Source organism: Arthrobacter sp. Y81, assembly GCF_002929335.1.
Classification (GTDB): Bacteria; Actinomycetota; Actinomycetes; order Actinomycetales; family Micrococcaceae; genus Arthrobacter.
The window spans coordinates 108,941-121,882 of sequence record NZ_PJIL01000003.1 but is presented as its reverse complement, the minus strand read 5'-3'; the positions used below and the strand labels follow the sequence as shown (position 1 = coordinate 121,882).

Annotated in this window: 12 protein-coding genes; 9 read left to right on the top strand and 3 right to left on the bottom strand. The window is 65.4% G+C overall.

Going from position 1 to position 12,942, the window contains the following annotated elements; genetic code table 11:
* Positions 1-22 precede the first annotated feature (22 nt).
* A complete protein-coding gene (hemW, locus tag CXQ91_RS05750; protein ID WP_104172970.1) occupies positions 23-1,252 on the top strand; it encodes a radical SAM family heme chaperone HemW in 1,230 nt (409 codons plus the stop codon).
* A 49-nt stretch (positions 1,253-1,301) separates the two neighbouring features.
* Here the strand turns inward: hemW and CXQ91_RS05745 are convergent, their stop codons facing one another.
* Together CXQ91_RS05745 and CXQ91_RS05740 are read right to left on the bottom strand one after the other, a co-directional pair.
* A complete protein-coding gene (locus tag CXQ91_RS05745) occupies positions 1,302-1,721 on the bottom strand; it encodes a DUF4870 domain-containing protein (protein ID WP_104172969.1) in 420 nt (139 codons plus the stop codon).
* 123 nt (positions 1,722-1,844) lie between these two features.
* A complete protein-coding gene (locus CXQ91_RS05740; RefSeq protein WP_104172968.1) occupies positions 1,845-2,696 on the bottom strand; it encodes a DUF3097 domain-containing protein in 852 nt (283 codons plus the stop codon).
* Between the two features lie 233 nt (positions 2,697-2,929).
* Here CXQ91_RS05740 and hrcA point away from each other — a divergent pair, with 233 nt between their 5' ends.
* From hrcA to CXQ91_RS05725, 3 genes are all read left to right on the top strand, one after another.
* Positions 2,930-3,943, top strand: coding sequence for a heat-inducible transcriptional repressor HrcA (hrcA, locus tag CXQ91_RS05735; protein WP_104172967.1), 1,014 nt, complete (start codon positions 2,930-2,932; stop codon positions 3,941-3,943).
* Between the two features lie 94 nt (positions 3,944-4,037).
* The gene (gene dnaJ, locus CXQ91_RS05730; protein WP_104172966.1) at positions 4,038-5,165 is read left to right on the top strand and encodes a molecular chaperone DnaJ; all 1,128 of its coding nucleotides are present in this window, start codon (positions 4,038-4,040) and stop codon (positions 5,163-5,165) included.
* A 2-nt stretch (positions 5,166-5,167) separates the two neighbouring features.
* On the top strand, positions 5,168-5,950 hold the full coding sequence (locus CXQ91_RS05725) for a 16S rRNA (uracil(1498)-N(3))-methyltransferase (RefSeq protein ID WP_104172965.1): 783 nt from the start codon (positions 5,168-5,170) through the stop codon (positions 5,948-5,950).
* Between the two features lie 44 nt (positions 5,951-5,994).
* Here the strand turns inward: CXQ91_RS05725 and CXQ91_RS05720 are convergent, their stop codons facing one another.
* Positions 5,995-6,957 carry a GerMN domain-containing protein gene (locus tag CXQ91_RS05720; protein WP_104173181.1) on the bottom strand — a complete coding sequence of 321 codons (963 nt, stop codon included), beginning with the start codon at positions 6,955-6,957 and terminating at the stop codon, positions 5,995-5,997.
* Positions 6,958-7,318: 361 nt separating this feature from the next.
* On the opposite strand from CXQ91_RS05720, the gene CXQ91_RS05715 reads away from it, so the two are divergent.
* From CXQ91_RS05715 to CXQ91_RS05695, 5 genes are all read left to right on the top strand, one after another.
* A complete protein-coding gene (locus CXQ91_RS05715) occupies positions 7,319-8,407 on the top strand; it encodes a PhoH family protein (RefSeq protein WP_104172964.1) in 1,089 nt (362 codons plus the stop codon).
* A complete protein-coding gene (gene ybeY / locus CXQ91_RS05710) occupies positions 8,404-8,877 on the top strand; it encodes an rRNA maturation RNase YbeY (RefSeq protein WP_104172963.1) in 474 nt (157 codons plus the stop codon). The genes CXQ91_RS05715 and ybeY overlap by 4 nt, the downstream gene beginning before the upstream one ends.
* Positions 8,874-10,217, top strand: coding sequence for a hemolysin family protein (locus CXQ91_RS05705; protein WP_104172962.1), 1,344 nt, complete (start codon positions 8,874-8,876; stop codon positions 10,215-10,217). The genes ybeY and CXQ91_RS05705 overlap by 4 nt, the downstream gene beginning before the upstream one ends.
* Positions 10,201-11,160, top strand: coding sequence for a GTPase Era (era, locus tag CXQ91_RS05700; protein ID WP_104172961.1), 960 nt, complete (start codon positions 10,201-10,203; stop codon positions 11,158-11,160). Before CXQ91_RS05705 ends, era begins: the two co-directional genes overlap by 17 nt.
* A gap of 142 nt (positions 11,161-11,302) precedes the next feature.
* Entirely contained in the window at positions 11,303-12,868 is a 1,566-nt protein-coding gene (locus CXQ91_RS05695) for an LCP family protein (protein WP_104172960.1), read from the top strand.
* The last annotated feature ends 74 nt before the right edge of the window (positions 12,869-12,942 follow it).

The following is a 12,942-nucleotide window of genomic DNA, read 5'->3' as shown; positions in this document are numbered from 1 at the left end:
GGCAACACCGGACGCCCCCGCAATGCCTAGCATTCTCCCCCTCGGCGACCCCGCGCCGTCGGACGGCCTGCTTCCCGCGCAGGCCGCCGACGGCGCAGCCGGGCGGGGATTCGGGCTGTACGTCCACATCCCCTTCTGTGCCGTCCGCTGCGGATACTGCGACTTCAACACCTACACTGCCACGGAACTCGGCGGCGGGGCGTCCCAGGACGCCTATGCCTCCACGGCTATCGCCGAGGTGGAGTTTGCCGCCAAGGCATTGCAGGCCAGCGGACTGCCTGACCGCCGGCTGGGCACGGTTTTTTTCGGCGGCGGCACGCCCACGCTGCTGCCCGCGGAGGACCTGGCCCGCATCCTTACCGCGGCCGTTGCGGGATGGGGGCTGGAGCCCGGCGCCGAAGTCACTACCGAAGCAAACCCGGATTCAGTCACCCCGGAGTCCCTCCAGTTGCTAGCTGACGCAGGCTTCACGCGTGTGTCCTTCGGCATGCAGTCCGCAGTCCCGCATGTGCTGAAGGTACTCGACCGCACCCACACGCCCAGCCGCGTGCCGCAGGTGGTGCAGTGGGCACGGGACGCCGGCCTCGCGGTCAGCCTGGACCTCATCTACGGCACCCCGGGCGAGTCCCTGGAGGACTGGCGGTACTCACTCGAAACTGCCTTGTCCTACGGGCCGGACCACATCAGCGCCTACGCGCTCATCGTCGAGGACGGCACCAAGCTGGCCGCCCAGATCCGCCGCGGCGAAGTTCCCGGAATCGACGACGACGACCACGCCGACAAGTACGAACTCGCGGACGAACTCATCAGCGCCGCCGGACTCGGCTGGTATGAGGTAAGCAACTGGTCGCGCACGCCGGAACAGGCATGCCGGCACAACCTGGCGTACTGGCGCGGGGACGACTGGTGGGGGATCGGCCCCGGCGCGCATTCGCACGTCGGCGGCGTCCGCTGGTGGAACGTCAAGCACCCCACTGCCTACGCGGGCAGGCTCGCCGGCGGCGCGTCGCCGGCCGCCGGCAGGGAAACGCTCGACGCCGAAACCCGGAACGTTGAACGGGTCATGCTCGAAGCCAGGCTGAGTAGCGGACTCGAGGTTGCCGGGCTGGGAACGTCGGGGCGCCACGCCGTCGCGGGGCTAATCGCCGATGGCCTGGTAGACCCCGTCTTGGCGTTCAAGGGCCGGCTCGTCCTCACGCTCAAGGGCAGGCTCCTCGCCGACGCCGTGGTCAGAAGGATCCTTCCGGACTGAACCGGCTTCGCCCCGTCCGGCAGCGCCCGTCCGGCCCTGCCTCAGCCGGTTACTTGATCCAGCGCAGGTTGAAGTCGTACCGGTGCGGCTGGCCCCGGTTCACATGGATGCCGGCCGCGACCGAGAAGCAGGTCACGGCGATCCAGATCAGTGTGGCCAGCACCGCGAAGATGTTTCCCACGACCGGAAGCATCACGAGGATATTGCAGAGGACCGCCGCGATGGTGGGAGGCAGGGTGAAATTCAGTGCTTCCTTGGACTCCTGCGCCGTGAACGGCCCGCGCTCCTTGAAGATCAGGTAGATCAGCAGCGACGGGACACATCCAAGGATGCCGCCGAAGTGAGCGAGCGTTGCCCACTGCCGGTCCTCGTTGGCCGTCAGGGGCAGTGCGTTGGCGGGGACACCATGATACTGGGGCTGGCCATGGCCGGCCTGGTTGTCCCTTTGTTCACGTGCGTCTTCTGCCACGGTGTCGTCCTTCGGATTGCAGTGGTGCGGTGGTTCCCGGAAAAGCGGACGCTGCCACAAAAGCAACAACCGCCGTATCAAGAATACTGGGTCCGGGGTGCATTCGGAGAGTCCAACAGCGCCTTACGGCACGGTGAGGAAGTCGATGACCTCTTCCACCCGGCCCAGCAGGGACGGTTCCAGGTCTGCGTAGCTGCGGACGGCCCCCAGCAGCTTCTGCCAGCCCAGGCCGATGTCTTCCTTTGTCTCGTGGGGCCAGCCGAAGGCCGTCAGGATTCCGGTCTTCCAGTCGACGCCCCGCGGAATAACCGGCCACGCGTCAATGCCGAGCACTGCGGGCCGGATCGCCTGCCACACATCCACGTAGGGGTGGCCGACGATCACCACGTTGCCCGCGGCGCCGGGGGACGCCATGACGGCGTCAGCGATCCGCGACTCCTTTGAATTGGCAACGAGGTGGTCCACCAGCACACCCAGCCGTCGGCCGGGTCCCGGCCGGAACGCGGCAACCGCCGCCGTGAGGTCGTCGATGCCGTGCAAAGGCTCGACGACGATGCCCTCCACGCGGAGGTCGTCACCCCAGACCTTTTCCACGAGTTCGGCGTCGTGCTTGCCTTCCACCCAGATGCGGCTTGCCTTGGCCACCTGCGCGCGCTGGCCGGCCACCCGCACCGACCCGGAGGCCGTCCGGTTGGATCCGGCGGGGGCTGCCTGCGCACGGGGAGCGGGCGGCATCAGCCGGATGGGCAGGCCCTCCAGGAGGAACCCGTAGCCGAGGCGGAAGGTGCGCGACTTGCCGCGCCGGTCCTCCAGGGCCACAACATGCATGCCGCCCGACTTCTCCACCCTGGTGACAGCGCCCACCCAGCCGGACTGCACGTCTTCGAGCACCATGCCGCGTTCAACCGGAACTTCGGGAAGCTCGGATTTCCGGGGAGCCGTGATGTCCTGCGGGCCCCAGTTCTGGTACGACATCCGATACACACTGCCTTGCACTAGGAGGAGGGAACCAGGGCGGCCGCGCCTTCATTTATCTGCACGTCCGGTTCCGCTCCGGAGTTTCGCCCGGAGCGGTACCAATGCTAACAACGCGGCGACTCATATTAGACTGGTTAGCACTTAGACATGACGAGTGCTAACGGGTGACGGGATATGCGCCTGGCGCAATGCCGGGCCGTGGCCCGGGGAAAGCCGATCGGAGGTGGAGAATGAGCGAACCACGCAAGCTTGAAGTACTGCGCGCCATCGTGGAGGACTACGTCCATTCCCGCGAACCTGTGGGCTCCAAGGCGCTGGTGGAAAGGCACCATCTGGGTGTCTCCAGTGCCACCATCCGCAACGACATGGCAGCGTTGGAGGACGAGGGCCTGATCACGGCGCCGCATACCAGCGCCGGCCGCATCCCCACGGACAAGGGCTACCGGCTCTTCGTTGACCAGATCTCCGCGGTCAAGCCGCTGTCGCAGGCAGAACGGCGGGCCATCCAGACGCTGCTGGAAGGGTCGGACGACCTGGACGATGTCCTGGAACGCACTGTGCGGCTGCTGTCGCAGCTGACCAACCAGGTGGCGGTGGTGCAGTATCCACACCTTAGCCGTGCCATGGTGCGGCACATCGAGTTCGTGCTGCTGGCACCGCGACAGGTCCTGATCGTGCTGATTGCGGACACCGGAAAAGTCGAACAGCGGGTCATAGACGTCGGGCAGGACCTCGGCGATGACGCCCTCGCCGGCCTTCGCACACGGTTCCTGAAGAGCCTTTCCGGCACACCGCTGAGCCTTCTCCCGCAGGCGCTGCCCGCCGTCGTCGCCGCGTGTGAACCGTTACGCCGGCATGCCGCCCAGGCGCTGGCGCGAGGCCTGGACGCCCTGGCCAGCAGCACTCGCGAGGAGCGGATGGTCATGGCCGGAACCGCCAACCTCGCACGATCCAATGTTGACTTCCCGCTGAGTATCGGCCCGGTCCTCGAGGCACTCGAAGAACAGGTGGTCATGCTCCGCCTGCTCAGTGAAATGGCGGAGGACCCCCGTGGCGTCACCGTCAGCATCGGCCGCGAGAATCCGTACGACGGACTCGCCGAAGCCTCGGTGGTGGCTACCGGCTACGGCCCAGGCTCCAGTGCCAAGGTTGGCGTCCTTGGCCCCACCCGGATGGACTATCCCACCACCATGGCCGCGGTCCGGGCCGTGGCACGCTACCTTTCCAGGATCCTCGGACCTTGACCGGTCCTTCATCAGCCAACCAGGCCTCCGCGTCCCGGCTTGCGGGGTGCGGCAGCAGCATCACAGGCAGTACAACCAGGAAGAGATACGAACTTTGAGCAGCCACTACGACGTTCTTGGAGTCTCACCCGAAGCGACGGGCGAAGAGATCAAGAAAGCCTACCGAAAGCTTGCGCGAACCCTGCACCCGGACGTTAACCCCGGCGAGGATGCCTCGGACCGCTTCAAGGCTGTCACGCACGCCTATGAAGTGCTGTCCGACCCGCAGAAACGCCGTGTCTATGACACCACCGGCAACGAGAACGGCACGGACAACGGCTTCGGCGGTGCCGGCTACTCGGGCCAGGGCTTCGCCTTCCAGGACATCTTCGACACGTTCTTCGGAGCGGGCGGCTCAGCCGGGCCCGCCTCGCGCGTCCGCCGCGGCCAGGACGCCCTCATCAGCGTCCGCATCGACCTTCGCGACGCCGTCTTCGGCGTCAACAAGAAGCTTGAGGTCGACACTGCCGTAACGTGCCCCACCTGCGAGGGTTCCTGCTGCCAGCCCGGAACCCACCCCGAGCGCTGCGACATCTGCGGCGGCAGCGGCCAGGTACAGCGGGCCGTCCGCTCCATCCTGGGCCAGGTCATGACAGCCGCCCCCTGCGGCTCCTGCGAAGGCTTCGGGACCGTCATCAAGGATCCCTGCAACGAGTGCAACGGGCAGGGCCGCATCCGCAGCCGCCGTTCGCTGACGGTCAAGGTCCCTGCCGGCGTAGCCACCGGAACCCGCATCCAGCTGGGCGGCCAGGGCGAAGCCGGGCCTGCCGGCGGCCCCTCCGGCGACCTGTACGTGGAGATCCGCGTCAACAATGACGCCACCTACGTGCGTGACGGCGACGACCTTCACGCCACCCTGCACATCCCGATGACCGCCGCAGCCCTGGGCACCGAACTCAGCCTGGACACGTTCGACGGGCAGCAGGAAATCGACGTCAAGGCGGGCACCCAGTCCGGTGAGGTCATCACCCTGCGCGGGCTCGGCGTCACCCATCTCCGGGGCTACGGCCGCGGCGACTTGAAGGTCCACCTGCAGGTCGAAACCCCGGCCAAGCTTGATGCCGCACAGGAAGACCTCCTCCGGCAGCTGGCCAAACTCCGGGGCGAGCAGTACACCGAGGGGAAACTCACCGCCAGCGGCGGTGTGTTCGCCAAGCTGCGGGACCGGTTCGGTAACCTGTAGCGGTGAGCAACCCGGTCTTTTTCGCAGCCCCAGGAGCACTGGACCAGCAGGTTCCCGGGTCGCAGTACGTCCTTCAGGGAGCCGAGGCCCGGCATGCCGTCACCGTCAAGCGGATTTCCGTAGGGGAATCCGTTGACATAGCCGACGGCGCCGGCAAAAGGCTGACGGGGACCGTCGCCGCCGTCGGCCACGGCGAGCTGACCGTGGAGTGCGCGGCGCTCGAAACCGAAGAGCGCCCGGACCTGCGCCTTGTCCTGGTTCAGGCGCTGGCCAAGGGCGACCGCGACGAACTTGCCGCTGAGACCGCCACTGAACTGGGAATCGATGCCGTCATCCCGTGGCAATCGGAACGCTCCATCGTCCGGTGGAAAGGTGAGCGGGCCGCCAAGGCGCATGCCAAGTGGCAGTCCGTGGTGACTGCAGCGGCCAAACAGGCGCGCCGGGCCTGGATTCCCGAGGTCCGTGCCGCCGTCGACGGTGCAGGTTTGCAGGCCGCCGTCTCCGCGGCGGACCTGGCCATCATCCTCCATGAGGATGCCGTCCGTCCGCTCCGCGCGGTTCTGGAGTCCTGGCGCGACGGCGACAGCGATGGCGGGACGGGCGGTCCGGGGCCGCGTGAAATCCTGCTCATCGTCGGGCCGGAAGGCGGAATCAGTCCGCGGGAGGTCACCAAGCTGTGCAGCGCCGGTGCGGTGACGGCGCTGCTGGGCCACCATGTACTCAGGTCTTCCACGGCGGGACCGGCCGCCACGGTTCTCGCCAGCGATATCCTGGGACGCTGGTAGCAGCGTCCGCTGATTCAGGGGTGTTGCCCTGACACGCTCAGCTGCTACTCAACCGTGAAGCCGCGCGTGTCCACGTTCATTTCGCGGTCGGGCGTCCCGGGGTCGATCTGGGAAACGCGGACCTCATAGTTTCCCGGTGCGAGATTGACGTTCAGGGAGAAGAGCCCGGACTGCGTCGCCTCGGCCGAGGCCGTGACGTCTCCGCTCAGATAGGCCGCCTTGTCGGTGCTGCCTTCGACCTTCAGGATCTTCCACCGGAGCTTGGCCCCGGGGAGCGTGCTTCGTCCGCTGATTTTGACGCTGCCGTCAGCAACGCCCACACCTTCCTGTGGATCAATGATCCAGACCGGCGCCACCATGCCCGCGCCGCGTGGAGTAGGCGCACCCAGCCTGACGTGGTTGAACGCGAGGTAGTCAGTGTGGCCGTCGACGAGGATCACCACTTGGATCTGCTGGCCGGAGTCCACCAGCCCCGAGCTCGCACCGGCAGCCGTCGCTGTGTACACCAGCTGCTGGATGGCCCGCTTTGCCATGTCTTCGTCGAGATTGCTGTTGAAGGCATCCGGCGAGACATCCACCGTGATCACGTTCTTGCCGGAGATTGAGGTGGCAAGCTTCTTCGGGTTCTGCCACGGGGTGAAGAAATCCGGATCCAGCGGCTTTTGGGACATCATCGAACGCAGCGCCCGCGTGACAGGGTTTTCCTGCTCGGGGACGTCCCGGAATTCACGGTAGAGGAAGACGTTTTCGTTGCTGCGGCCGATCCAGTACACAGGAGCCTTGTTCGAAGCCTGTGTGGTCTCCAGCGGAGCACTCGTGCTGGGAATGCCGGCGGTGGCGGTCCCGGTCATGGCCTGCGGCGTGCTGGCCGCGGTTGTTTCGGGCGGCTGCGGAGTGGCCACACAGCCGGAGAGCACCATGGCGGCGGGCAGCACAAACAGGAGCGCTGCGGAACGTGCCCGGCTGCCTCCCGCTGTGTTCCGGCGTCGTGGATTCCAGATCTCCATGGTGCTTCCGGGTTCCTCCGCCCTGTCCGTGTAAACGTTGCTGTGTCGCACTCTGCAATGGATTCCAGCATTACACGGAGTCTCCGGCCCTCAGCGGCGTTTACGGACGGTCGGCCCAACTGCAACGGGAACGATATGAGGCCGATACGAAGTTGATACCTAATTACGGGAACCTGCAACGAAACGGTTGCAGCCCGAACACCGGACGGCAATGGTCCGCGGTGCCCGCGCGATGTACTGGCGTAAGATGGAGGGACTCGGCCCGGCACGGAGCCCGACGCTGAAGCAGCGAAGGCGAACTGATGAGGCAGAGCGACAAATTTCCTAACTGGAGGGGACCAGAGGCCCGCAGGCCGGCACCATGACTGAAGCAACAAACGGAAGGCCCCGGTTCAGCTCCGGTGAGCGCACCACAGGTGAATTTCCCCATAGTCTTCCCGGTGTCCGGACGGAGGTGGTCATCTTTGACAACTCCGAACAGATGGTTCAGTCCCTGGGCAGCCACGACGAGGCCCTCCGTTTCATTGAGGAACAGTTCCCGGCAGTCGACTTCCATGTCCGCGGCAACGAACTGGCCATCAGCGGCCCCTCCGCGGACGTTCCCCGGATCATGCGCCTCCTCCACGAAGTGCGGGGGCTCGTAGACCGGGGAACGGTCATCACGCCGGCAGTCCTCCAACAGCTTGCGACCCTGCTCCGGAGCCAGTCGCTCCAAAACCCGGTTGAGGTGCTGACCTACAACATCCTGTCCAGCCGCGGCAAGACGATCAGGCCGAAGACGCTGAACCAGAAGAACTACGTGGACGCGATCGACGCCAACACAGTAATCTTTGGAATCGGACCCGCCGGTACCGGCAAGACCTTCCTTGCCATGGCAAAGGCTGTGCAGGCCCTGCAGCAGAAGGAAGTCAGCCGCATTATCCTCACCCGGCCCGCTGTCGAGGCAGGCGAACGGCTGGGCTTCCTGCCCGGGACCCTCAGCGACAAGATCGACCCCTACCTGCGGCCGCTTTACGACGCCCTCCACGACATGATGGATCCTGAGTCCATTCCCCGGCTGATGGCGGCGGGCACCATCGAAGTGGCCCCCCTGGCGTACATGCGCGGGCGCACCCTTAACGATGCCTTCATCATCCTCGATGAGGCCCAGAACACGACGCCGGAACAAATGAAGATGTTCCTGACGAGGCTCGGGTTCGGCTCCAAAATGGTGGTCACCGGGGACGTCACCCAGGTGGACCTTCCCTTCGGCACCCGTTCAGGGCTCCGGATCGTGGAGGAAATCCTGCAGGGCATCGACGACGTGAACTTCAGCGTCCTGGATGCCTCGGACGTGGTCCGCCACCGGCTTGTCGGCGACATTGTCAATGCCTACGGCATTTGGGACGAGGTACAGAGAAACCGGGTGAAGCATTCCGTGACCCGGGAGAAGCGGGGAGAGCACGCATGAGCATCGAAGTGAACAACGAATCCGGCGTCCAGGTTGATGAAGCCCAGCTGGTTGCCTTGGCCCGGTTCGTTTTCGAACGCCTGTACGTCCATCCCCAGGCCGAGCTGTCCATCCTGCTGGTGGACGAACCCGCCATGGAAAAGCTCCACATTGAACTGATGGACGAACCCGGAGCCACGGACGTTCTGTCTGTTCCCATGGACGAACTGACACCGGGCACACCGGACAAGCCGACTCCCCAGGGCATGCTTGGCGACATTGCCGTCTGCCCGCAGGTGGCCGAGGTCCAGGCTAAGAACGCCGGACATTCCACCCAGGACGAGATGCTGCTGCTTACCACGCACGGAATTCTGCACCTGCTGGGTTATGACCACGCCGACCCCGAGGAAAAAGAAGAGATGTTCGGCCTCCAGCGGGAACTGCTTGAGGGCTTTACCGGTAAAGAAGCCCCGTCTGAGACGATTCAGTGACCCCACTGATCCTTGTTGGCATGGCGCTGGTTTTCCTCAGTTTCGCAGCCCTGCTGACCGCGGCCGAGTCCGCTTTTAACTTTTTGCCCCGGCACGACGCCGAGGAAGCCATGCTCCGAGGCAACGGCCAAGCCCTGAAACGTATTCTGGACCAGCCGGTGGCCCACATGCGCTCCCTGAGGTTCTGGCGGATCTGGTTCGAAATGGCCTCGGCGGTGGCAGTCGCCGTCCTCCTGCACAGCCTGTTGGACAGTGTGTGGCTCGCCGGGCTTGCCGCCACCGGCATCATGGCCCTGGTGGGCTTCGTGATCGTGGGGGTTTCACCGCGGCAGCTGGGCCGCGCCCATGCAGCCGGCGTCGCCGGGTTCACCGCACCGGTCATCCGCTTCCTGTGCTGGGTGCTGGGCCCCATTCCGGGGTGGCTTGTCGCCCTGGGAAGTGCGGTGGCTCCGGGCGCCGGCGGCGGCGATGAGGCTGCCTTCAGCGAAGAGGAGTTCCGCGAACTGGTGGACCGCGCCACGGAATCGGACATGATCGAAGACAACGAGGCGGAACTGATCCAGTCGGTGTTCGACTTCGGCGACACCCTGGTCCGGGCCGTGATGGTGCCCCGGACGGACATCCTCAGCATTGACGCCGGTTCGAGCCTGCACCGTGCCATGTCCCTTTTCCTGCGGTCGGGGTACTCCCGGATCCCCGTCATCGGCGATAACACGGACCAGATCCTGGGCATCGTGTACCTCAAGGATGTTGCCGCGGCCCTGCACAGCCTCGGCCCGGGCGAGGAACCGCCCCTTGTGGACGAACTTGCCCGCGAAGTCCGCTACGTGCCGGAGTCCAAGCAGGTCAGTGACCTGCTCCGCGAACTGCAGAAGGAATCCACGCACGTGGCCATCGTGATTGACGAATACGGCGGAACGGCGGGCCTGGTCACGCTCGAGGACCTCATCGAGGAAATCGTCGGCGAGATCGTGGATGAATACGACACGGAGAGCGCCGAGGCCGTTGCCCTTGGTGACGGCAGCTACCGCGTCAGTGCACGGATGAGCATCGATGACCTCGGTGAGCTTTTTGATATGGAACTCGACGACGACGAAGTGGACACCGTTGGCGGCCTGCTGGCCAAAGCCCTCGGCAGGGTTCCCATCGTTGGGAGCACCGTTGAGGTTCACGGGGTCTCGCTGCGCGCGGAGCGCCTGGAGGGCCGCCGCAACAGGGTCAGCCATATCATCGCAGCGCCCGTTGCAAAGGGCGCCGTTCCAGAAGAAACTGACCTTGAAGACCTACTCGACGAGGCCGAAACAACGCAACAGGGAGTTCCACGTGAGCAAGCAGAATAAAGCGGGCGGCGGCGAGGCCTTTGGCGGCTTCCGTGCCGGATTTTCGATCCTCGTGGGCAGGCCCAACGCCGGAAAGTCCACACTGACGAATGCCCTGGTGGGCAAAAAAGTGGCCATCACGTCGGCGAAGCCGCAGACCACGCGCCACACCATCAGGGGGATCGTCCACCGGGATGACGCCCAACTGATCCTGGTCGACACGCCGGGCCTGCACCGGCCCAGAACGCTGCTCGGCAAACGCCTCAACGATCTTGTTGCCGACACGTTGTCCGAAGTGGACGCCATCGGCTTCTGCCTGCCTGCCAACGAAAAGATCGGCCCCGGTGACCGTTTTATTGCCGCCCAGCTGGCCGCCGTCGGCAACAAGCCCATCATCGCCATCGTCACCAAGGCCGACCTTGTGGACCGGCAGGCACTCACCGAGCAACTGCTTGCGGTAGCAGCCCTTGGCCGCGAAGTCCTCGGCGAGGACGGGTGGAAGGACATTGTTCCGGTGTCCGCAACGGACGGTTTCCAGGTGGGCACAGTGGCGGATGTCCTCATCAGCCACATGCCGCCGTCGCAGCCCCTGTACCCGGACGGGCACCTGACGGACGAGCCCGAAGCCGTTATGGTGGCCGAGCTCATCCGTGAAGCCGCCCTGGAGGGCGTCCGCGACGAACTTCCGCACTCCCTGGCCGTAGTGGTGGAGGAGATCGTGCCCCGCGAGGGCCGGCCCGAAGACAGCCCGTTCCTTGACGTCCGGGTGAACCTCTACGTCGAGCGACCGTCCCAGAAAGCCATCATCATCGGCAAGGGCGGAGCCCGGCTCAGGGAGGTCGGCACCACCGCCCGCAAGGGGATCGAAGCGCTGCTCGGAACGAGGATCTACCTCGACCTGCACGTCAAGGTAGCCAAGGACTGGCAGCGGGATCCGAAGCAGCTGGTAAAGCTCGGTTTCTAGCACCGCTGGCGGTTCCCGACAGCCCGCCGGTCCACCGCCGGCGGGCTGCCTTGCAGGCTGCCGGTCCGGGGCATCGGGCATTCTCCCAGTCTCGGCCACTAAAATGGACCGAACCCCATTTTTTAGAGGAAGGTAACACCACGTGGTGCGACGCCGAGACACACCCGGACAAGGCGCTGGTTCGCCTGTGTCCGACGCCGCCGCCCGGCACTCGGATGACAAGGCCATGGGCCCCGCCCGGCACTTGGGCGCCATGCGCGGCAAGCCTGCCTGGCTCAAGGTGGCAACCGCCGTCGTGGCCCTTGCCCTGGTGGGCGGCCTGGCGTTTGCCGCCTTCTGGGTGGTCCGTTTTCAGATGAACATCACCAAGGCACCGCTGGGGGCCGGAAGCAACCGGACCGAGGAGCCGGTCAACGACTCCACCGACCGGATGCAGATCCTGATCCTGGGCTCGGACACCCGCGACGGCAAGAACTCGGAATACGGCACCTCTGAGGATTCCACCGGCTATGGCCAGTCGGACGTCATGATGATGATGGACATCTCGGCGGACAACAAGCGGGTCAGCGTGATCAGCTTCCCGCGGGACCTGCTGGTGGACATTCCGGAGTGCACCGACCAGAAGACCAAACAGGTGTTCCCTGCCCAGAGCGGTGTGATGATCAACGAAGCCATGAAGCAGGCCGGCATCGGCTGTGCCGTGGATACGGTGAACAAAATTACGGGACTGGAAATCGACCACTTCATGATGGCGGATTTCAACGCGGTCAAGGAGCTCTCCAACGCGGTGGGCGGCGTGGAAGTCTGCATCAGCGACGCGGTTTACGACCCCGACTCCAGGCTCCGCCTCCCCGCCGGGAATTCGCAGGTGCAGGGTGAACAGGCGCTGGCGTTCCTGCGGACCAGGCATGCCTTCGCGGACGGCGGCGACCTGGGCCGCATCAAAGCGCAGCAGGGCTTCCTGTCGTCGCTGACCCGGAAGATCAAGGATGACGGCACGTTGTCCGATCCCCAGAAGATGCTGAAAATTGCCGACGTCGTGACGCAAAACCTCACCGTTGACGATGGATTGGCGTCGGTTCCGTCGCTGCTGACCATCGGCAACCGGCTCAAGAACATCGACATCAGCAAGGTCGCGTTTGCGGCCGTGCCGACGACCCCGGCGCCCGCCGACCCCAACAGGCTGGCCGTTGCCGAGCCGGCCGCATCCCAGCTCTTCGCCGCGCTGCGCAAGGACATTGACCTGACCGATCCGACGGCAACGCCGACGCCCACGGCCGAACCGAGCGAGTCAGCCCCCGCGCCTTCGACACCGACGGAGACCGCGCCGCCCGCCTACGACAAGGCGCTGCAGCCGGTGACCGTTGCAAACGGAACGGGTGTTCCGGCACGTGCCCAGGAAATCACGCAGGCGATCATTGCCGGCGGCTTCACCCAGGTGGCTGAGCTCGTGGCGCAGCCTCTTGAAAAGACGGCCGTCTACTACGGTCCAGGCTTTGAGGACGTGGCGGCGGACGTCGCGGTTTTGATGGACATTCCGGCCACGCAGGTCCTTCCCGCGGCCGGCGTCAGTGGCGTGCAGGTCTACCTGGGCACGGACTTCATGTCCGGCACCAAGATGGGCGTGGCCCTCCCGACCGACATCGTGAACCAGACGGCCGGGGACACCGTGTGCCAGCAGGCCAATCCGGAGCTGATCACCCGCTAGCGGAGCCTGCAAAAAACTGAAGGCCTGCGGGGCCGTCCACTTTGTGTGGCCGGCCCAGCAGGCCTTTCGCGTCG